Origin of the sequence: Nocardia vulneris (assembly GCF_001613425.1) — a bacterium.
Lineage (GTDB): Bacteria > Actinomycetota > Actinomycetes > Mycobacteriales > Mycobacteriaceae > Nocardia > Nocardia vulneris.
Window position 1 is genome coordinate 370,802 of the sequence record NZ_BDCI01000004.1, and the last position, 21,011, is coordinate 391,812.

17 protein-coding genes and 1 pseudogene are annotated in these 21,011 nt (G+C 66.6%); 8 read left to right on the plus strand and 10 right to left on the minus strand.

From position 1 onward, the window contains the following. The first annotated feature begins 2 nt into the window (after positions 1 to 2). Together NVU01S_RS07740 and NVU01S_RS07745 are read left to right on the plus strand one after the other, a co-directional pair. Positions 3 to 1,454 (plus strand): amidase, encoded by a 1,452-nt coding sequence (locus tag NVU01S_RS07740; protein WP_043663442.1) that lies wholly within the window; start codon positions 3 to 5, stop codon positions 1,452 to 1,454. Between the two features lie 369 nt (positions 1,455 to 1,823). Beyond that, positions 1,824 to 3,665: a CocE/NonD family hydrolase gene (locus NVU01S_RS07745; protein ID WP_244467081.1), complete on the plus strand. Its 1,842-nt coding sequence runs from the start codon at positions 1,824 to 1,826 to the stop codon at positions 3,663 to 3,665. An 18-nt stretch (positions 3,666 to 3,683) separates the two neighbouring features. Here NVU01S_RS07745 and NVU01S_RS07750 read toward each other — a convergent pair whose 3' ends face one another. Next, on the minus strand, positions 3,684 to 4,901 hold the full coding sequence (locus NVU01S_RS07750; RefSeq protein ID WP_052280135.1) for an FAD-dependent monooxygenase: 1,218 nt from the start codon (positions 4,899 to 4,901) through the stop codon (positions 3,684 to 3,686). Between the two features lie 244 nt (positions 4,902 to 5,145). On the opposite strand from NVU01S_RS07750, the gene NVU01S_RS07755 reads away from it, so the two are divergent. Next, entirely contained in the window at positions 5,146 to 6,231 is a 1,086-nt protein-coding gene (locus tag NVU01S_RS07755) for a protein kinase family protein (RefSeq protein WP_043663440.1), read from the plus strand. A gap of 70 nt (positions 6,232 to 6,301) precedes the next feature. Here the strand turns inward: NVU01S_RS07755 and NVU01S_RS07760 are convergent, their stop codons facing one another. The 3 genes from NVU01S_RS07760 to NVU01S_RS07770 are packed head-to-tail and all read right to left on the minus strand — an operon-like array spanning position 6,302 to position 7,972. Continuing rightward, positions 6,302 to 7,120, minus strand: a complete 819-nt coding sequence (locus NVU01S_RS07760) for an MBL fold metallo-hydrolase (RefSeq protein ID WP_043663747.1) — start codon at positions 7,118 to 7,120, stop codon at positions 6,302 to 6,304. Between the two features lie 58 nt (positions 7,121 to 7,178). Next, the gene (locus NVU01S_RS07765) at positions 7,179 to 7,589 is read right to left on the minus strand and encodes a VOC family protein (RefSeq protein WP_043663439.1); all 411 of its coding nucleotides are present in this window, start codon (positions 7,587 to 7,589) and stop codon (positions 7,179 to 7,181) included. A gap of 35 nt (positions 7,590 to 7,624) precedes the next feature. Continuing rightward, a complete protein-coding gene (locus NVU01S_RS07770; RefSeq protein WP_043663437.1) occupies positions 7,625 to 7,972 on the minus strand; it encodes a TfoX/Sxy family protein in 348 nt (115 codons plus the stop codon). A gap of 96 nt (positions 7,973 to 8,068) precedes the next feature. Here NVU01S_RS07770 and NVU01S_RS07775 point away from each other — a divergent pair, with 96 nt between their 5' ends. Next, positions 8,069 to 9,070, plus strand: a complete 1,002-nt coding sequence (locus tag NVU01S_RS07775) for a helix-turn-helix transcriptional regulator (RefSeq protein WP_043663435.1) — start codon at positions 8,069 to 8,071, stop codon at positions 9,068 to 9,070. 52 nt (positions 9,071 to 9,122) lie between these two features. On the opposite strand, the gene NVU01S_RS07780 is transcribed toward NVU01S_RS07775, so the two are convergent. Beyond that, on the minus strand, positions 9,123 to 9,779 hold the full coding sequence (locus NVU01S_RS07780) for a TetR/AcrR family transcriptional regulator (protein ID WP_082031794.1): 657 nt from the start codon (positions 9,777 to 9,779) through the stop codon (positions 9,123 to 9,125). Between the two features lie 274 nt (positions 9,780 to 10,053). Between NVU01S_RS07780 and NVU01S_RS07785 the strand changes: the two genes are divergently transcribed. Both NVU01S_RS07785 and NVU01S_RS42350 read left to right on the plus strand, forming a co-directional pair. Further along, a complete protein-coding gene (locus tag NVU01S_RS07785) occupies positions 10,054 to 11,448 on the plus strand; it encodes a lipase family protein (protein ID WP_052280112.1) in 1,395 nt (464 codons plus the stop codon). A 39-nt stretch (positions 11,449 to 11,487) separates the two neighbouring features. Beyond that, positions 11,488 to 12,414: a helix-turn-helix domain-containing protein gene (locus NVU01S_RS42350; protein ID WP_043663433.1), complete on the plus strand. Its 927-nt coding sequence runs from the start codon at positions 11,488 to 11,490 to the stop codon at positions 12,412 to 12,414. A gap of 83 nt (positions 12,415 to 12,497) precedes the next feature. On the opposite strand, the gene NVU01S_RS07795 is transcribed toward NVU01S_RS42350, so the two are convergent. Beyond that, a complete protein-coding gene (locus NVU01S_RS07795; protein ID WP_244467080.1) occupies positions 12,498 to 14,180 on the minus strand; it encodes a hypothetical protein in 1,683 nt (560 codons plus the stop codon). A 454-nt stretch (positions 14,181 to 14,634) separates the two neighbouring features. Between NVU01S_RS07795 and NVU01S_RS07800 the strand changes: the two genes are divergently transcribed. Next, positions 14,635 to 15,678, plus strand: a complete 1,044-nt coding sequence (locus tag NVU01S_RS07800) for a sigma-70 family RNA polymerase sigma factor (protein ID WP_052280110.1) — start codon at positions 14,635 to 14,637, stop codon at positions 15,676 to 15,678. A 70-nt stretch (positions 15,679 to 15,748) separates the two neighbouring features. After that, positions 15,749 to 16,135: pseudogene (locus NVU01S_RS07805) on the plus strand (YybH family protein); the annotation flags it as partial. A 242-nt stretch (positions 16,136 to 16,377) separates the two neighbouring features. Here NVU01S_RS07805 and NVU01S_RS07810 read toward each other — a convergent pair. The 4 genes from NVU01S_RS07810 to NVU01S_RS07825 all read right to left on the minus strand — a co-directional run bounded on the left by NVU01S_RS07810 (position 16,378) and on the right by NVU01S_RS07825 (position 20,839). Next, positions 16,378 to 17,754 (minus strand): hypothetical protein, encoded by a 1,377-nt coding sequence (locus NVU01S_RS07810; protein WP_052280109.1) that lies wholly within the window; start codon positions 17,752 to 17,754, stop codon positions 16,378 to 16,380. An 11-nt stretch (positions 17,755 to 17,765) separates the two neighbouring features. Next, positions 17,766 to 18,056 (minus strand): hypothetical protein, encoded by a 291-nt coding sequence (locus NVU01S_RS07815; protein ID WP_043663430.1) that lies wholly within the window; start codon positions 18,054 to 18,056, stop codon positions 17,766 to 17,768. A gap of 178 nt (positions 18,057 to 18,234) precedes the next feature. Continuing rightward, positions 18,235 to 19,059, minus strand: a complete 825-nt coding sequence (locus NVU01S_RS07820; protein WP_209444744.1) for a hypothetical protein — start codon at positions 19,057 to 19,059, stop codon at positions 18,235 to 18,237. Between the two features lie 61 nt (positions 19,060 to 19,120). Continuing rightward, entirely contained in the window at positions 19,121 to 20,839 is a 1,719-nt protein-coding gene (locus NVU01S_RS07825; RefSeq protein WP_156161386.1) for a serine/threonine-protein kinase, read from the minus strand. Between the last annotated feature and the right edge of the window lie 172 nt (positions 20,840 to 21,011).

Consider the following 21,011-nt stretch of genomic DNA (forward strand, 5'->3'; position numbering starts at 1 on the left):
GCATGGAGTGGAACTTTCTCTCGGCCGAAGAACTTTCGACTGCTTTGCGTGCCGGTGCGGTGACCTCGGTGGAATTGACCGACGAGGCGATCGCCCGTATCGAACGCGAGGACAAGACGATCAACGCGATCTGCGTCGCGGATTTCGACCGTGCGCGCGACGCCGCGCGCCATGCCGACGAGGCGCGCGCCCGCGGCGCGGATCTGCCGTTGCTCGGTATTCCGGTGACGGTCAAGGAGTGCTACAACGTCGCCGGGCTGCCTACCAACTGGGGTTTGCCGGAACACCGGAACTACCACCCGGCCGAGGACGCGGTGCAGGTGTCGCGGCTGAAGGCGGCCGGTGCGGTGCTGCTCGGGAAGACCAACGTGCCGCCGGGACTGCAAGGGCTACAGAGCTACAACGAGATCTACGGCACCACCAACAACCCATGGGATCACGCACGTACCCCGGGCGGGTCCTCCGGCGGATCGGCAGCGGCCCTGGCGGCCGGCTTCGGCGCGCTGTCCATCGGCTCCGACATCGCCGGTTCGTTGCGCACCCCCGCACATTTCTGCGGTGTGTACGGACACAAGCCGACCCTCGGGTTGGTGGCGAACCGCGGGATGGTCGCACCGCTCGCACCGGCGTTGCCGGTCGACCTGGACCTCGCGGTCGTCGGCCCGATGGCGCGCACCGCCCGCGACCTCGCGCTCCTGCTCGATGTCATGGCCGGGCCGGATCCGCTGACGCGCGGCGTGGCGCACAAGCTGGTCCTGCCGCCCGCGCGCCACGAGCGGCTGAGCGACTTCCGGGTCCTGGTCCTCGACGAGCATCCGTTCATTCCGACCGGGTCCGCGGTGCGGGCGGCGGTGCACCGGGTGGCCGATGCGCTGGTCGCCGGCGGTGCCCGCGTCGAACGGCACAGTCCACTGCTCCCCGATCTTTCCGAAGCGGCAACGCTCTACACCCAGTTGCTGTTCTCGGGCTCCGTCGCGCGTTTTCCCATCGAAGCCGAGGAGCAGTTGCGGATTCGCGCCGCCGAATTGCGCGCGGACGACCAGAGTCTCGACGCGTCGCGGCTGCGCGGGATGCTGTTCAGTCACCGCGACTGGATGGCGGCGAACGACCGTCGCGAACTCCACCGGCACGGCTGGCGGCAGTTCTTCGCCGAATTCGATGCGGTGTTGTGCCCGATCACGCCGACCCCCGCGTTCCCGCACGACCACAACCCCGAGCTGCTGGACTGCCGGATCGACATCGACCGCGTCGAATACCCCTTCTTCGACCAGCTGGTCTGGGCCGGTCTGGCCACCATGCCCGGGCTGCCTGCCACGGCCATACCGGCAGGCTTGTCCCCCGCCGGCCTGCCGGTCGGCGTCCAGCTCATCGGCCCGGCGTTCGAGGACCACACCCCGCTGCGGCTGGCCGAACTGCTCGAGCAGAGCATCGGCGGCTTCCGAGCGCCGCGATAGGGCGCGCTGGGCAAACCGATTCGGGGGTGGGCGGAGTTGTCATGGAACGTGACCGACTCGGTCATGGTTCGAGTCATGGATCGTTTCTAACGTGATCGGTGTCACGTCCGTGCGTGCCGCTCCGTCGCCCGGTTCGGGAGGATTCCATTGACCAGTCGCGTTCGTATTACCCTGTGGCAGAGGCTTTCCCGCGTCGCGTTACAGATCACTGCGATAGCTGCGGTTCTCGGTCTCGCCCTGCCGTTCTCGTATAGTGCATCGGCGCACGCGAACCCGGACGCCGGTGAACTAGGTGCCGAATGGACAGCCACCTATTCGGCGCCACCGCTCTACCCGCACGTACACATCGACTGGGACGTGCCGCTGACGATGAGCGACGGGACAGTGTTGAAAGCCAACATCTATCGTCCGGCGGACGAGATGGGGCGCCCAGTCGACACACCGACTCCGACGCTGGTCAACCTGACGCCCTATACAAAACTCGCTTCCATGCTGGTGGATTCGGCGCTGTCGATACCTGTGCTCTCGGACGCGGTGATCGACCTGTTTCGCCGGTTCGATCTTTCAGGCACTCCGCTGGACGGTGTCACGGACCTGACGAAGATGCTCGGCGGCGGGCTGCCGCGCAACTTCGCGGTCGATCGCCCGCTCATCCAGTCCGGATACACCCAGATCGTGGTCGATGTGCGCGGGACGGGATTCTCGCAGGGTGTCCTGTCGTTCTTCGGTGCGCGCGAACAACAGGACACCGTCGAGGTGATCGATTGGGCGGCAAGGCAACCGTGGTCGGACGGGAAGGTCGGAATGACCGGGGTGTCGTATTCGGCGGTCAATCAGATCCAAGCCGCCGAGAAACAACCACCCGCGCTGAAAGCGATCTTCCCGGTCGAACCCGGTAGTGACCTGATGCGTGACATTCTGGCCCCCGGTGGCGGTTTGAACGTCGTATTCACTCCCGGGTGGCTGACAAGTGTGAATATCGCCAAACTATTGCCTGATCTGGTTTCGATCGCACAGGGCAGATTCGACTGGAAGTGGCTGGCGGACCGGGTCGCCAACCCGTTCACCTTCTTCGACCTGCTGATCGGCGCGCTCACCAGCACCGATGCCGGGTCGCTGCCGCCGAACACGGCGGCGGTACTCGACGAGAACAGCTCACTGCGCCAAGGGATGCGCGGCGAACCCGAGCGAATCCAGATCCCGGCCTTCGTCACCGGCGGCTGGCACGACGTCTTCACCAACAGCGAACCATCGATATACCAACGCATTTCGGTGCCGCCGGGGCAGAAGCAGCTGCTGATGGGCAACACCTACCATCTCAATCCGGGTATCGACTTCGGCCGGCCGGGCAATCCACCACGCCTGGACGTCCTGCAGCGCGCCTGGTTCGACAAATGGCTCAAGGGAATCGACAACGGCATCGACACCTACGGACCGATCACCTCCGAACAGCTCGGCGGTGCTTGGTCCACCACCGATACCTACCCCCGCTCCGGTGTCGAACACCGGCGCCTCTATTTGAACGGCACGCCGAGCGGGACGAGCGCCACCAGCATGTACGACGGATCCCTGGCACCCACGAACAGCACTGCGCCGCAACGAGTCACCATCGCGCCGGGCATCACCAGCCTGTGCTCGAACGACACCGCGGTCGGTACGGCGGGTGTGTCGATATTGCTATCCGGGTGCACCAAAGACGCACGGCCGCAGGAACTCAACGGCCTGAGCTTCACCACGGGCCCGGTATTCGAACCCACCCTCGTCTCCGGCCCGAGCGCCGTGCACCTGAACACCGTCCTCGACGCCACCGACGGCTATTGGAGCGCCACGCTCAACGATGTCGCACCGGACGGCCGTTCCACCGTGCTCGCCACCGGGCAGCTCACCGCCTCACTGCGCGCCCTTGACCCGGGCCGAAATCAATACTCGCCCAACGGAGATCTCACCGTCCCATATCCGAAGCTCACCATGGAAAGCCGCGAGCCCTTGGTTCCCGGTCGAGCCACCACCGTCGACATCGGGTTGACTCCGACCGACGCAGTCCTGCAACCGGGCCACCGACTGCGGATCGATGTGTACGCGAGCAACCTCCCCAAAGGAATGGCCCTCACCCCCTTCCTCATCGACAGTCAACTCCGCCCCCAGCACGTCGAACTGAACCCAGACGAACCGAGTTTCGTCAACGTGCCGGTGAGCGGCGCACCTTGGTGAGGCTTCAGGCGGCGTCCGCTACCTCATCGCCTCCGCGTAGTCCGCGAGTTCGATGGCGGCCGCGGTCTCGCGGCTGTCCTCGAGCTGTTCGTCCATCGCGCTTTCCGCGTTGAGCAGGCGGTTGCGGGCATCGAGCGCTTCGGTGGTCGGCGGTGCCAGGAACTGTGCGGTCGCCTGGCCGCCTTCCTGGCAGGCGGTGAGGTAGTCGCGCAGACGGGACTCGTACGCGTGGAACGCATTTCGGTGGTCGCCTTGCGCGATGGCGAGTTCTCCGGCGAGGACGTACGCGGCGATCATCGCCGACCCGGTGCCCTTGCCGCCCAGAGTGGCACCGGCGGCCGCATCGCCCAGCAGGACCGTCCGCCCGCTGGACCAGGAGTCGACGTCGACGCGACTGATGGAATCGAAATACAGCGTCGGCGTCTCCGCTAAACCGTCCAGCAGCGTGGTCGTTTCCCAGCCGATGCCACCGAACGTCTCGGCCAGGATCTTCTTCTGCCGGAACGGATCACGATCATTACCGATCGTGTCGGCGGCGAAGAGGGCGTAGACGTCGATCGTCGCGGAACCGCCGGGGCGGGGCACGGCCATGATCATCTTGCCGGGGACGTTGTACATCAACGCGGTGCGGTCGATCCCGACCCGGTTGGCCGCCGTCCAAGCGGCGACGCAATAGCCCAGATGGCTGACGAACCACGACTCCGGACCGAAGACCGAGCGCCGCACGGTCGAATGCAGCCCGTCGGCACCGACGACGAGGTCGAACGTGCGCGATGGCGACCGCCGAAAGTCAACGCGCACAGCATCTTCGGTTTCCTCCAAGGCGACGACCGGATCCCCGAAGAGATACTCGGCGGCATCGCGCGTGTGCTCGTGCAGCACGCGCGTCAGATCGCCGAGCATGATCTCGATCTGACCGCCGCCCCACTCGATCGGTACCTCCGCGAGCCGGCGACCGGCACTGTCGACGACCGTCGTCGGAACTCCGCCGGTCTGCAGCCCGCGTACGTCGTCCAGAATCCCCATCCGTTCCAGGACGGTCAGATGCGCCGCGCCGCGGAAGTCAACCGCGAAACCGCTGTCGCGGCGCGAGGGCGCGGCCTCCACCACCGTGGGCCGGCAGCCGTACCGGCCGAGCCAATACGCCAGCGCCGAGCCGGCGACACTCCCGCCACAGATGAGCACGTTGAGGTCGCGCAACGCGCGCTCGGGCGAGCGCAAAGAATGATCGAACATGATGAGAGTGAATCCTTCACTGGTGCAGACAAATACGAACCACATGTACGAAGACATAGGCCGCTGACACCAGCGATCAGTGCGGGCTAGAGCTGAAAACCCACCCCGGCAGTGCGCAACGGCCCCTGCGGGCGCGTAGGCATGGACGTCACTCCCTCGAACTCAACGATCATGAAACCAGCGAACAGCTAACCCGACAGCAGAAGATCGGTCAAGCAACAGGCCGGGAAGCAGGGTAGTAGCAATGTCCCCTCACGCGACGACTCCCGACCTGTCGCACCGGGCGCGACTGCACGCGCACAGCGCCGTCTCCACCGCCTTGGCACTGCACAGCGACTACACGTTGCGCGAACTCGTGGACGGGGCCGCGCCGATCGGTACCGGTATCGGCGGGAAGTCGGCGCTGCTGGAGGTCGCCGGAACCCGGGTCTTCGTGAAGCGAGTGCCCCTCACCGACCTGGAACGGCAGCCGGAACACGTCCGGTCCACGGCGAACCTGTTCGACCTGCCGTCGTTCTGCCAGTACGGCGTCGGGCTCCTCGGCGGTCCCGGCTTCGGGGCCTGGCGCGAACTCGCCGTGCACGTCATGACGACGAACTGGGTGCTCGCCGCCGAACACGAAGGCTTCCCGCTCATGTATCACTGGCGGGTACTGCCGGACACGACATCGTTGCCGGAGGAACTCGCCGACATCGACCACGCCGTCGCGTACTGGGGCAACCGACCGCAGATGCGCCACCGGATCGAGGCCATCCGGGATGCGTCGGCGAGCATCGCGCTGTTCCTGGAGTACCTCCCACAGAACCTGCACGAATGGCTGAACGCCCAGATCGAGGCGGGCGACGAGGCTGCCGACAGAGCCTGCGTCATGGTGGAACGCGAACTGGCCGTCGGCACGCACTTCATGAACAGCCGCGGGCTGCTACACCTCGACGCGCACTTCGAGAACATCCTGACCGACGGTCGGCGCCTCTACTTCGGCGACTACGGCCTCGCGCTCGCCCGCGGATTCGACCTCTCGCCCGAGGAAGTCACGTTCTTCGACCAGCATCAAAGTTACGACCGCGGCTACACCGCCACCTACCTCGTGAACTGGCTGATCGTCGCCCTGTACGGGCTGCGGCCGACGGACCGGCAGGCGCGGTCCGAGCTGGTGCGCGCCTTCGCCGAAGGCGAAGCGCCGGAGGGAATTCCGGCGCAAGCCGCAGCAATCCTCACGCGGCACGCACCCACCGCAGCGGCAATGTCGGCGTTCATGCGCGCGTTCCAGCAGGAGAGCCGCAGCGCTCGATATCCGGACCAGGAGATCCGCCGCCTACTGAGCGAATAGGGGCACGTTGCGCTTCGACTGCCTGGACGTGAGCACGCTTTCCGCTCACGCGGCAGCTCGGTATGCTCCGTCAGCCGATCGGTGGGGCCAGGTATTCCAGGGAATAGCCGGGGCCGGAGGGGGTGACGCGGGCGATGCCGGGTGAGTCGAGGTGGGCGCCGGCTACGTAGTGGTTTGGTCGGGTCAGTTGCTCGAGGAGCGATGCTCGTACGGCGCGGGCCTGGGTTTGGTCGCGGTCGAACTCCCAGGCGATGTTCGGGCGCTCGAATTGGAGGGTGGGGACGTGCACGGTGTCGCCCCAGACGAGCAGGTGACCGGCGCTGCTGCGGACGTCGTAGACGGTGTGGCCGGGGGTGTGGCCCGGTGTCGGGATCGCGGTGACCCAGTCGGTGAGCGCGACTTGGTCCGATACGGGGACGACGCGGTCGCGCAGCGGCGCGAGTCTTCCGGTGCACACCGAGGTGTCGCCCGCGCCGATCCACACGCGTTCGAGTTCAGGAAACGCCTCTGTACCGTCCGGCATGACCAACCCGCTCACGTGGTCTTCGTGTCTATGCGTGATGGCCACGTCGGTGATCTGCGCGCGATCGATACCCGCTTCGGTGAGCGCGTCGTAGATCAGGCCCATGGTGGGGTCGTGCCAGACATCGGACCCGCCGGTGTCGATCAGCACCGATCGGGTGCCGTCGGTGACGAAGAAGGCGTTGACCGCCAGCCGCAGGTTCGTGTCGACCAGCGGCACGGAAGCGGGCAGCGCCTCGAGTGGGCACCCGTCCTCGCCGCGCAGCCGGGTCGGCGGCATATCGATGTACCCGTCCCGCAACGAAATCACTTGCAGCTCGCCGAATTCGAAGGTGGCATGGTGACGGCCACTCGAGATCAAACGCATGGAACCTCCGGCGTCCAACATGTCTTGCGATGGAAGACTAAGGGTTGCCGTGATGAGGTCAGCGGGTGGGTTGCAGGATTTCGTAGCTGCTACCGGTGCCGTCGGTGAGGATCGCGGACAGTCCCCAGGGCAGGGGCTCCGGTTCGCGGAGGAACTGCACACCGCGGGCGGAGAGTTCCGCGTAGACGGCGGCGCAATCGTCGACGGTGAAGGTGCAGCCGGCCAGCACGCCTTTGACGAGCAGCGCCTCGAGTTGCCCGGCGGATTCGGGATCCAGAGCGGGCGGGCCCGGCATCAACAGAGCCAGTTGCACGTCGGGCTGGCCGGGAGCCCCCACGGCCAGCCAGCGCGCGCCTGGTCCCATCTCGACGTCGGCGCGCACCTGCAGACCGAGGGTGTCGGTGCAGAACTTCTTGGCCGCGTCCTGGTCGAGCACCCAGGCGACGGCAGTGTTGATTCCGGTGATCACGGGGTCTCCAATCGTGAATTTGCTTGCGCGAGAGGCTATTTCTTCGTCTTCGCGCCAGGCTTCTTCGGGGGCAGTTCCGCGGTGCACTCCCAGGCCCACTCGAGCCAGGAATCCAGCGCGGCGTCGTCGAGGGTTTCCTCGTCGAGTAGCACCCAGCCGTTCTGGGGTTTGCCGCGGAACAGCAACGGGCGCGCGCCGGGACGCGCCAGGGCGTCGTCCATCCCGTCCCCGCCGACGCGCACCATCAGGCCCTCGTCGTACAGATTCGCCATGGCGTTGCCCTGCCACAGGAAGGTCAGGCCGGCGAACATCTTCTTCGCGGTCACCCCGCGTGGCGCCAGCCGCTCGCTGATGCGGTCGGCGAGTACCTCGTCGTAGGCCATCACGTCCTCGCTTTCTGCTTCGGAAAGGTGAGCCGGAATCGACGATAGAACCCTTTGAGGACAGAAGTTGTCACCGAACCTTGGCAATCTGGGGCCATGACCTATGACCTGCCCGCCCGCATGCTGCGCCTGCTGTCGCTGCTGCAAACCCGCCGCTCGTGGGGTGGCAGCGAGCTGGCCGAACGCCTCGGGGTCACCCTTCGCACGGTGCGCCGCGACATCGAGCGGCTGCGTGCGATGGGCTACCCGGTCGAATCCGCCCCCGGTCACGCCGGGGGTTACCGGCTCGCGTCCGGTGCGGCCATGCCGCCGCTGCTACTCGACGACGACGAAGCCGTCGCCGTCGCCGTCGCGCTGCGCACCGCCTCCAGCGGCGTCACCGGCCTACCGGACACGGCACTGCGGGCACTGACCAAACTCGAGCAGGTACTGCCGAAACGCTTGCGCCACCGGATCACCGCTTTCGGCACCGTCACGCATCCGATCGGACCACTCTCGTGGGCGCCCGCGGAACCCTCCGCCGATCCCACGGTGCTGGCCACGCTCGCGGCCGCCTGCCGGGACCAGGAGATCCTCGAGTTCGACTATCGAACCCGGCACGGCAGCACCGAGCGGCGGCGGGTCGAACCGCACAGCCTGGTCTTCGCCACCAGCCACTGGTATCTGCTCGCCTACGACGCCCGCCACGGCGACTGGCGCATCCACCGTGCCGACCGCCTCACCGACCCTGCTCCGACCGGTCGGCACACCACACCCCGCGAACTCCCAGCCGCCGACCCTGCCACGTATGTCACCACCCGCCTGGCTGCCGCACCCACCCGATACCAGGTGCACATCACTGTCCCCATGCCGGCCGATATCGCCGCTACCCGCGCCTACGCCCTCCCCGACCGAGCCCATCACATCGATGACGGCAACAGCCGCCTCGACCTGTCCGCCGATCACCCCCGCGACATCGCCGCACAACTCCTCGGCCTGGCGCCCGACGCCGACACGGTCACCGGAACCCCCGACCTCGCACCACATCTCGAACAACTAGGGCACTTCTTGCTCGGCATCGCTCGACAGCTCGCCACCGAGCATGAACGCGACACCTGAGGTCATACGCCGAGACACTGCCGTCAGTCGACTTCGCGATCGTGGCGCGGAGCTACTCGGGATCGCCGAACAGCCGTCGGGTGGCGGACACGAGAAGCGGTGTCACGCTGGGTAATTCGCTGATGCTCCGGGTGGTCATGCAGTGGCGGACACGGTCGTCGTAACCGCCGACGAGCAGGTCGAACATTTCCGGCGGCAGCTCGGGTAACGCCGGGTCGTCTTGCCGCGCAAGGTGATACGCACCGCGAACGCGCCCGGCGAACGCCGCGAGCATCTGCGTGCGCCGGGTCGAGATGAGCGGACCCGCGCCCAGGGATTCCACCAGTAGCGCCCAGGCCGCCGCGGGTTCGGCCACCAGAACATCGATGAAGGCACGCAGGGAGGCGTCGATCCTGGCCCGCCAGTCCCCCGCGGACCGTTCGATACCGTCGTCGATCGCGCTGATCACCACGGGCAGCACCGCATCGAAGGCGGCGAGGTAGCAGTCCTCTTTGCCAGTGAATTGCTGATAAAAGGTACGCCGCGATACCCCGGAGCGATCGGCGATGTCGGTGATCGTAGTCGCGGCATAGCCCTTGGCATGGAGGGCTTCGAACAAGCCCAGATGAATCCTGCCACGCTGCGAAGAAACGACATCCTCCCTGGTGAAACGGTGTTTCCCGCTAGGAAGGCGGTCGCGCGAGATATTGAGCGAGGTCAAAGGGGCCACTGCGGTAGATTACCTCGTCTCCGGGAAACCAGTCCGTCTACAAATTATAGCCAGCATGTTGCAGGATGCTTCTGGAGACTATACAGTCTCCCATAGACTGCAAAGGATACGAAGCACTGGGCACAGGTCGAAGGGCTTTCATTCGGACTTCCCCGTGCCCCTCCGGCAACGGAACAGAAACGGTACAGATCCGCACCAGAGGTTGTCTCCGAGAGCGAGGAAACGAATGCGGGTATCCACAACGAGGTGGCAACGACACCGGGTTCGGGCGGTAATGCTTTCCGCCATCACGGTGTTGGCGGTGCAACTGACCGGCGGCATGGCCGCGGCCGCGCCGGAGACCAAGGCCGAGGTGCCGATCGATCCGTTACCGGTCGCGGTACTCCCCCCAGAACTCGATCCGTTCTACCGAGCGCCGGCGAGTGCGATCGAGGCCGCCGCGCCCGGGGATATCCTGAAGGCGCGCTTGATCACCCCGGCCGCGTTGAACGTGATCCCCATGAACGTGGACGCCTGGCAGGTGCTGTATCGCACCAACGACAGCCACGGCCAAGCCATCGCCACCGTGACCACTTTGATCAAGCCGCGCGGGCCCGCTCCCGAAGGCGGGCGAAAGCTGTTGTCCTACCAGGTGGCCGAAGACTCCACCGCGATGTACTGCGCGCCGTCCTACGGCATCCAGCAGGGCAGCATCCCGATCTTCTCCGACTTCGTGAACATGGGCGAAGCGAATCTCGCTGTCCTGGAAGCGGTATCGAACGGCTACGCCCTGTCCATGCCTGACTACCAGGGCCCGAACTCGGCTTTCGGCGCCGCCGTCATCGGCGGGCAAGCAACGCTGGACGCCATGCGCGCGGCGATAAAGTTCACCCCTTTGGAACTGTCCGCCGGGAATGACACGCGCATCGCCGCGCTCGGCTACTCGGGCGGCTCCATCCCTACCGGCTGGCTCACGGAACACGCCAAAGACTATGCCCCAGAACTGAATATCGTGGGTATCGGCCTCGGCGGTGTCGCCATGGCCGACTTGCCCGCGGTCATCCGGCAGAACAACTTCAACATCGGCGCCGGACTGATCGGTGGCGCCTTCTCGGGCTTCGCCACCGAATACCCCGGCGTGAAACAGGTACTGGAGACCAGGACCGACTGGTTCACCCGGTTCACCATGACCGTGAAAAGCTTTCTGTGCCACAGCCCTTACGGTTCGGCCACTTTCCCGTTCTGGAACTACCTCGGTGGCTACACCGGCCCCGAGCCCGGCGGCATCCTGGCCGAACCCGCCATTGTCGACGCGATCAACGACAACGCACTGGGTAAGCAACGACCCACCGTGCCGATGTACGTCTACCACGCGCAGAGCGACGAGCTGATCCCCTACGCAGGCACCGACCGACTGATCGACTGGTACTGCGACGACCCCGGCCAATCCATCACCTACGACAGCGAATACTTCGCCGAACACATTTCCGGGCTGCTCACCTGGATCCCCCGCGCCTATGACTTCGTCGTCGACCGCCTCGAAGACCGTCCCGCCCAACCCGGTTGCCGGACCAACAAACAATTCAGCACCCTCGCCGAGGGCGACGTCGTCGACTTGCTCGTCCAGAAATGGCCCGCCCTGGCCGGACTGCTCACCGGACAGCAGGTCGGACGCACACCCGGCCGCTGACTCCGCCGCGAGACCACTGGTCTGTTGAAGGAGCCGACGATGCAACCAGCGCCCGAGCGCTACGAGCCGACCCCGAACCGCGAATCACCCGGTGCGTTCGCGGCAAAGCTCAACGCCCTGATCGACCGATGGCAAGAACAGCACAGCAAGACACTGAGCAATGAACAACTCCGCCGAGAACTCGACCGTCGCGGCTGCCGCATCTCCTCGCCCTATCTGTCGCAACTGCGCCGGGGCATCCGCACCGAGCCCTCCGCGAAGGTCATCACTACGCTGGCAACGTTTTTCGAAGTCGAGGACGACTATTTCACCGAAGGCCCCGAGCTCGGTTCCAGCCACTGGAACGAAGCTCTCGCCGCGAAACTGTCCGATACCGCGCTACGGCGGTTGGTTCGCGCCTCGGCCGCGTTGTCCAGCGAATCCATCAAACGCCTGTCCACCCTCGCCGCCCTGCTCCAAATCTCCGAAGCCACACCCGATTCGCACGAGCGACCCGACGATCGAGAAGTTCCCGCAATGAATGGACATATCGTGCGCGGCTTCGACGCCGAACGCTTCGACGCGATTCGACGCCGGCAGGGCTTCTCGATCGCCGACCTCGCCCGGCACAGCGGCGTCGGGGTGACCACGGTCTACGGCTGGTGTACCGGCATCAGCCGACCACAGGTCCATCTCCTGCACCGGGTCGCCGCCGTGCTCGAGGTCGGGATGGACGAGATTCTCGACCTGCCGATCAACACCCGGTCACTGGCCGAATACCGTTGGCTGGCCGGCCTGATCCAGTCCCAGGTCGCCTGGACACTGGGGATGCGCACCGATGCCTTCGCCCAAATCGAGCGCGGCAGAACCCGATTGTCCGAGGAACGAGCCCAGCACCTGGCAACGCTCTACGAGACGACCGCGGACGCGATACATGCGGCTTGGCAGCGAGCGGAGCAACGCAGCACCGGTGACCTCCCGCGCTGAGGACCGAAGGTGCGCTCGGCGTGCCGATCTCGCGATCGAGCACACCGAGCGCACCGTTCTCAGCGTTCGAGGAGCAGGGTTGTCTAGCCGAGCGTCCGGATGAAACGGGCGAGGGTTTCCCCGCTGTAGTCCGGGCTTCCGTCGTTCTGCACCGCGGCGGCGCCGATGGTGTCGACGTGGTTGTAGCCGGGCAGGGTGACGACGGTCGACGACGGCGGCGTCGGGAAGAGCGCACCGACCGCGGCTTGCACGACGCTGTCCTGCGCGAAGGCGGCGTAATTGGGTTTGGTGCGGCTCATGCCGTGGTAGCGCAGTCCGTTCAGCTCACCGCTGCGCGCACCGCCGTAGCCCGCACCGATATCCACCACCACGCGCAGCGGAAAGTAGGTCTCCCAGTATGCGTATGGCGAGCCCATCGCGAGTTGCCTTGCGGCATCACGGATATCGGCGGTCTCATGCGCAGGCGCGGTGTACCCGATGCCCAGGACGTCGTCGTAGTTGCGCCAGGTGTAGAGCGCACCGCGGTCGGTCGGCGCGACGCGCGTCTGCGGGCCGGCGCCCAACCTGAGGTAGTTGCCGAGCAGCGGTATCTGCGTGACGGATCCTGGATTCGGGAAGGTCTTCTCCTCGACCGGTCCGCCGGCCAGCGCGCCCAGTCCCTGCTGGAAAAGCGTGAAATTGGAGGAGTTGTTGTCGATCAACACGCCGAGCAGGGCGGAATTGGTGAATCGGTAGTCGCGCATGGTGCCGGTGCCGTCGGCGCCGTTGGTGGCGAAGGCACTCCAACTGCGGGCGAACAGGTAGTTGAGCGTCGTGTCCATCTCCAGGTCGTGCGGGATATGCGCGAGCAGGCTGCTCTCCCCGTCGGGATCCAGATGCGCGGCCAACCCAGCCAGCCGCAGCAGCAGGAATCCCTTGGTGCCGATCACCGGCAACGGACCGAAGGTGCGCGGCAGCAGCCCCGCCCGGAATCCGTTCTGCACCACCGTCTCCGCAGGCGAGACAAGCGCATTGGTGATGTCGTGCAGCAACGGGGTGTTCTGGATGGCGACCGGATCGGAGGAGATGATCGAGTCCTGCGCGGCAAAGGCCGCACACTGATCCGCGCCCGGACGCCCGTCGAAGTCCCAGTCGGCGAAGAAGCCGGTCACCAGGCCGCCCAACGAGATTCCGGTGCAGACGAACCGCCGCTGCCGCTCGGCCTGCTCGGGCACCTCCGCCAGCATCACCTCGTATTGGTCCCGCACCACGCGTTCGAGACCCATGAAATCGAGCACCGGCAGTTCGGCCGAAGTCTTGATTCCCGGGAACACCTTGCCGTCCAACGGTTTTCCGTTGAAGTAGTAGTCGACCGCGTCGAGGTAGTCGCCGCTGCGCAGCGCGTAGTCGAAACCCTCGGTCTCGTCGAGGCACGCGCTGCGCCGTCCCAGCGCCCAGAATTCGATCTGCTGCCCCATGGCCCGCGCCGAATGCACGGTATTGAACGCGACGCTGTCGGAGTTCTGCGCGCCACCACCGAGCCCCTGCTCCTGGATCGCGATGTGCGCCGCGTCCGCCGACGCGGCGGGCCCGTCCACGGATCGATACCGCAGATACCCGACCCGATCGCAGGCCGCCGGATGTGCGGGCGCGTCCGCGGGCAACGGCAGCAGATAGCTGACGTACGACGTAATGACCCCGTCCCGCGTCGACAGCACCTGTTCCTGCCGATCGCTCGCCGCACTCACCGGCTCCGGGTCGGCCCCCGCCACCCCGGCCTGTGTCATCGATGCCACCACCGCGGCTGCCATGAGAGCGGTGACCCCCCGTCGGCGCGCCGCCGACCAAACCACACTGTCCATGCGGAGGAGCCTTCCAGCGGTGCCCGCGGCCGAACTACTGGCAAATCACTAGTGTTTTCCAGAATGCGTTGTTCAACTGCAAGGGCCACGTCCACCCGACGGTTTCAGCAGACTCCCGCAACAGAATTCGTGCCGCCCGGCTCGGGTCAGCGACCGAAGTCGTCGCGGTGCACGGCCGCCCACTCCGCGAAATTTTGCGGACGGACGCCCCAGGTTTCGAAAAGCTCGGCGGCTGCCCAGCGCGATGCTCTGCTCGTGGAAGAGCTCTGGGCGGGCAAGGCCGGGACGTGGTGCCGCGGCTGATCCGATTTTTTCAAGAGTCGACTCGGGAGCCCTGCCAGCCCCGGAGACGAGGTGAAGCCGAGGTACCGTGACGGTCATGGGCGATGGCTCCAACCGGGTGAGCGATTCACGGCAGACCGATGAGTCCGCTGCCACAAGTCTTTTGGTAGCGGCACGTTCGGGTGACGGCGATGCGTTCGGACGGCTGGTCGGGCCGTTTCGCGATGAGTTGCGTGCCCACTGCTATCGAATGCTGGGGTCTGTTCATGATGCCGAGGACGCAGTCCAGGAAACCCTGGATCGCGCCTGGCGCAGCCTGCAGAACTTCGAGGATCGGGGGTCGATCCGACCGTGGCTGTACAAGATCGCAACGAACCGGTCGCTGACGATCATCGAGCGTCGCGGGCGACGTGAGCTGCCCACCGATTTGGCTGCGGACGCTACCCCGCGAGCCGAGGCGACGTGGCTGGAACCCTATCCGGATCACCTGATGGGCTGGACGGCGCAGTTGAGCCCGGAAGCTCGAGTCATCGCACGAGAAACCGTGGAGTTGGCGTTCGTCGCTGCGCTGCAACACCTTTCGGCTCTACAACGCGCCGTGCTCCTCCTACGCGATGTGCTCGGCTTCGCCGCGGGCGAGGTCGCCGCACTCCTGGACACCACGGTGCCTGCGGTGAACAGCGCACTGCAGCGGGCACGCAAGGTGCAGGCCGACCTGCTTCCGGCGACCACGCAACACCGGACGCTCGACGCGCTGGGCGAGGTCGCTCAGCGGGACCTGGCAAAGAAGTACCTGCTCGCGTGGGAGGCGGGCGACGTGGACACGATCGTGGCGATGCTGACCGACGACGTCCGGTACTCGATGCCACCGCTGCACATCTGGTACGAGGGGCGCGACGGGGTACGCGAGTTCCTGGTCGATACCGCCTTGCGGCATCGCTGGCGGTTCCGGCCGGTGCGGGCGAACGGGCAGATCGCGTTCGGAACCTACCGGTGGGAGACAGAACAGGGCGTGTACGTCCCGTCCGGCCTGGATTTGCTGCTGGTACGCGATCGGCAGGTGGCGGAAGTGGTCTCGTTCCTCGACGCCGACTTCCCGTCCTTCGGTCTGCCGCCACAGCTGAGAGAAAAAGATCTGTAAACGGCGATGAGTTTGCCGGACGGCCCGGGTTGTAGTGCTGACATAACAACCCGGAAGGACCGAGCAGACCATGTCCACAGACGAGAAGCAGATCCGCGCACTGATCGAGCATTGGGCCGAGTCGGTGCACCACGGCGACCTCCCCGCGGTCCTCGCCGACCATGCCGAGGACATCGTGATGTTCGACGTACCGCCACCGCAGCAGGGCGTGCGCGGCCTCGACGCCTACCGCGACACTTGGCCGCCGTTCTTCCAATGGCAGGCCCAGGGCGCCGCCTTCGACATCGAGTCACTCGACATCACCGCCGGTGCCGACGTCGCCTTCGCCCACGCCCTGCTGCGGTGCGGAACCGAGCACAACTTTCTCCGCAATCCCGACAACCGACTGCGGTTGACCTTCGGCCTGCGCAAACAGGACGGTCGATGGGTCGTCGCGCACGAGCACCATTCCTTCCCGCTCGACACGGACAGCCCTGAGACCGAGCAAGCCGACGTCGCCGCAGAGCAGGACTTCGACCTCCCCCACAGCCCGGCTCCCCACATCCAGGAAAGCAATCGCTGAGGTCGGTAGCAGCGCCATCCCTCAGCGCGGGGTGAGGGTGACGGTGGCGGTGGTCGGGCCGGTGGAGGTCCAGGTCACGGCGATCGTGGGATAGCCCTGACGGCCGAAGTTGCCGGTGCTGCCGATTCACCTCTCGGTCAGGGATTGATCACGGCGTCGAAGGCGGTGCGGACGTCGGTGTCGGCGGACTGGACGTACTTCGCACCGACACGGTCGTCAGCGGTCGAGAACAGCGTGGGCGGGCAGGTCGCGCCGGTGATCTGGATGCGAGTGTCGAGCACCGGCTTTCCGGTGCGTACCTCGAAGACACGCAACGGTATCGCCTTCTTGTGGAACGGCACGTCCGACAGACGGTGGGTGAGTTCCGAACGGTAAGTGCATGTTTCGACGACGTCACCGAATTCGGTCGGTCCGGCGCAGATCACGATCACCGCGTCCGCGGCATCGCCGGCCCGCCACTCGGCCGGGAACGCGGCGGTGTCGAAGTCGTTCCCGAACAGCAAGGCGCGGTTGGGGTTTGCGCTGCGGTACGGCGCCGCAGCGCTGTATGGCTGCGGTGCGCGGCAGTACGCGGGCTGTGCACCGGGCGTCTGCGGCTGCAACAGCCCGCGCACCGTCGCCAGTTCGATCGCCTGAACGGCTTTGCGCAGTCCCGCTTTTGCCTGATCGAAAAGCGGGTGCCACGGATACTGGTCGAGCAGGTGCTGGTAGCGGTCCCTGGCGCCGGCCCAGTTGCCGACCGTCATCAGATCTGCGGCGCAGCCGAACAGCGCCCAAGGGGCGATGGCAGGCACTGCGTCTGTAGCGCGCCGACGGACGTCGTCGTCGAAGGGATGCTCCACGAGCCAATCGGTGACGGCGGCAGCCGCACAGTCCTCGCTGCCGTCGGGCAGCCGCTGGAGCAGATCGTCGAGAACTCGCCGCGCCATCGCCCCGTGACCGGGCAACTCGGTCAACACCGTGTCCAGCAGCGCGAATCCTCTTGCTAGGGAAGACGTGTCGCCGGTCAGCGCCAGGCTGAACTCGTCTGCGGCGCGACGCAGGAGCGCGCATGCTCGATCGGTACGTTCGATACGCGCGGCGCGGGGCGCCGCCGCCACCCGATCACCGATCCACAGCCGAGCGGCGGCAAGACGGCCCTGCACGCAATCGCCGCCGCGCCTGGCTTCGGCGATCTGGCGGTCGATGTGCACGGCCTCCATCCGCAGCACCACGACGACACCCACCACCAGAAGGGTCACGGCGAGCGCGACCGCCCGCCGAACCCGCACCCCGCCCGCGGGTTCGGCGACGGTCGCCGCCACGCGGCTGCCGTGCACGATCAGCGCTGCCCACCACAGCAGCACGACGAGATCGAGCCACATCGCTCGCACGAATACCGTCTGCACGACGACGACACAGACCGTCACCGCAGTCGTGACGAGGGCCGACCGCCACCGCCGCACCATCAGGTAGCCGAGCCCGAGCAGCGACGCGTTGCCGATCGCTACCCAGATCCGGCCGGGCCGCCGCATGGCATGCACGATCAGTGACCGGTTCGCACGGGGACGCACTCCAATTGCGAAGGGTCGTAATACTTCGCGCGCGCCTTCTCGCACTCCTCGCGGTTCGGATAGGGGCCCGGATCGGGCAGCTGGTAACGGCCCGCCGACCCGGACGCGACCTGGCCGACAATGGTGCGCGCCTCGGATCGCGACGCGTTCGGCACCAGTGTCGACGGTTCGTATGCGGCCGCGGTGGCAGGTACAGCTGCCGAACACAGCGCCGTACCGACCACTGCCGCCGCCAACGAATAGCGGATGCTGTTGTGTGCCATGAGAATTGCCCTTCGTTCAGGTATCAGATGCTGCGGGCCCCGATCGAACTCCGCGATCAGATATTCGCGCGACCCTCTCCGGACCGGTCCGGGGTTGAATGCACTGAGCCAGAATGGGTTTCGCACAGCAAAGGGCGCGACAGCGCAATACGCTGCTGTCGCGGCATCGGAGGTGCGCCTAGTCGAGCAGGTCGAGATCCCGTGGCACGAGGGTCGACGACTGGATCAGCTCTTGAATCAAGTTGTGGTTCAGCATGTTCCCGATCGGCTCGGTCAGCTGGTCCCTGGTCAGCCCGGGGACCGGCGCCCGCCCGCAGGCCCGCGCGTACTTCTCGTCCGAGAGTTTGGCCCGCACCCGGCCGACCAGCTCGGCGACCACCCGGTCGGTCCACCCCGCTTCGGGCTGCACCGTGGCCAGCAGCGTGGCGGTTTCCTTCCAGGTCCACGGCTGCGGCCAGCGTTCATGGAACAGATACGACTGCCCGAGCGCGACCAGCACCAGTTTCTCGTCCGGCCGCAACGGCCACGGCGGCGCCACGTCGGTGACATGCTCGTGCCGAGGTGCCCGCACGTCACCGTCGTCGCCGGTGACGTAGACCTCCAGTAGATGCTCACGGTGGTGCGATCCGCGGATGAACATCGGGGTGTAGCCGGTGTACAGCGGAAACGGCTCCTCCCGCGAAAACAACAGCCGGGCTTCCGGTAGCCGGATGGGCACGGTGCCGGTATTGCTCAGTGCCCAACCGGCCCGGTGATAGGTAAGCGTCCCGTGTACTCGGCTGATCCGCAGATCGTCCGGCCCGACCCCGACATCGACCTGTCGCAGATTGCGGCCGAACTCGATGACATTGCCCTCCTCGGGACGTCCGCTCACCCCGCCGACCGTCGACTGGACCGAGATGGTGCCCGGCGGCACACCACCGACCCCGCCCGCCAATCCCTGCGTGGACGGGGCCAACGCGGTCAGTCCGTTTCGCCTGCGCTCCCCTGCTTGTTGCGACACTTCGGCCTCCTCGACTCGGTGTTCGAGCCTCGCACGCCACCCGCCGGACCGGTCCGCACGGTCACCGGACCAGGCTGGCGGCGACGGTGGTGGCGAGTTCGGTGGCGGTCGCGCAACGCAATTCCGGCGTCGGCGCGCCTCCGAACCGGACGACGGCGATCTCGGCGAGTTCGTCACCGGAAACCCCGGTGAAGTCCCGGTACTGGATCTGCACGGTGCACTCGTCGGTATTGGTCACTCCGGCGCGCCGGAAGCTGGGGAGTCCGGCGAGCACGAGTGGTTGCCCGTCCACGGCCGTTTTCGGTGGGTCGCGGTCGTAGCGCACCGTCACGTGGCTATCGATGGTGCTGTTCCAGCGACAGGACCAGTTGCCGAAGCCGGGCACCGGACGCAGCGCGTCCAATCCCGGGACCTTGCTGAGCGTCGGCACGTCCAGTTGCGCGCAGGCGTCGTGGCGGGCCAGCGAGTCTGCGGGGAACTCCCCTGATCGTCGCGGAATCGGCCCACGTGCCAACATCTCTCGCACATGACCGGTCACCGCATCGGCCATCGCGCACGGATCCGGCCCACCCGGCTTGCGCTGACCGAGGATCTCGATCCTCGCATTGCCCGAAAGTATCAGGGCCCGAGTGCATCTGGTGTTCCCCGCCGGCTCGGACACAATGGCGAGGTCACCGACCCGGGTCACCGTGGCCTGCGAGTTCGGCTCGGGCGGCGGGGCGCCGGACAGGGTCAGCCGGACCCGGCCGACCTCGGGATGAAAGTCCTCGCCGGGCAGCCGGACCCGCATATCGCAGGTATCGAAATTGCCCTGGTCCGTAGCCATGTCGATGCGCCCGAAGTCCGCGAGCACCGCCGGGTCCAGCAGCGCACACGGGTCGGCGGTCCGCGGATCACCGAGCGGGTCGGCAGGCCCGTCTGCGGGCATGGCCACCCCGGCCGCGACGGTCAGCGCTACCGCACACAGCAGGGCCGCACCGAGTACCACCCGGCGCAGCAGCGTGCGGTCCAGATCGCGCGGCGCCTGTTCCAGGCGCGCGAACGAGGCGGCGGCCGCGGCGGCGGAGGGGCGCAGGCCCGGATTCGTCAGCGTCAGCTGGGTCAGCAACACGTCGAGGGCGCCGGTCTCGCGCCGCGGGCCCGACACCGCGAGCAAGGACGCGGCGAGCGCGTACACATCGGCTTTAGGGCCGGGGAGCCCGCCTTGTCCGATCTCGGGCGCGGCATAGCGCCACTTTCCGCGCGCGGCATCGGCTTTCGGACGCTCGCCGGTACCGGCTGCCCGCAGATCCAGCGAGCTGCCGAAATCGGTGAGCCTGGCCTCGCCGTCGGGGGTGAGGATGATGTTCTCCGGCGAGACATCACAGTGCAGGATGCCGTTGTCGTGACAGTGCGCGAGCGCGCTCGCGATCTGCGCGCCGACGGCCACGGTCTGGGAAATCCCCAATTTCCTTTGCTGGCGCGCATTTTCGGCGAGCGAGGCGCCCGGGACATATTCGGTGACCAACCACAGCACGCCGTCGCACTCGAAGATATCGAGCACGCCGACGATATTCGGATGCCGCAGGCCTGCGGCGTTGCGTGCCGCGACACGCAGCACCTGCGCGCCCTCCGCATCGCCGGTACGTGGACATTTCAGCACCACGTCCCGGCCGAGCACCTCGTCGGTGGCCCGCCAGACCAGCCCTTCGCCACCCAACGTGAACATTTCCCGCAACGTGTAACGATCCGCGATGCAGTCACCGTCGCTCGCCATGCGCCCGTCCTCGATTCGGCTCACGTCCCGCAGCGAAAGTGTAGCCCGCCCACAAAGACTCGACCCGAACGATTCACCACACTGGGCGCCTTCGCCTTTCTTGTGCACGACGTGTTGGCCGCCTTCACGCTCTGCGAATCGACCAGCCCGCCTTGGGGTTCCAGTCGCGGCGGCGAACTGGTCAGCCAGTTCTCCG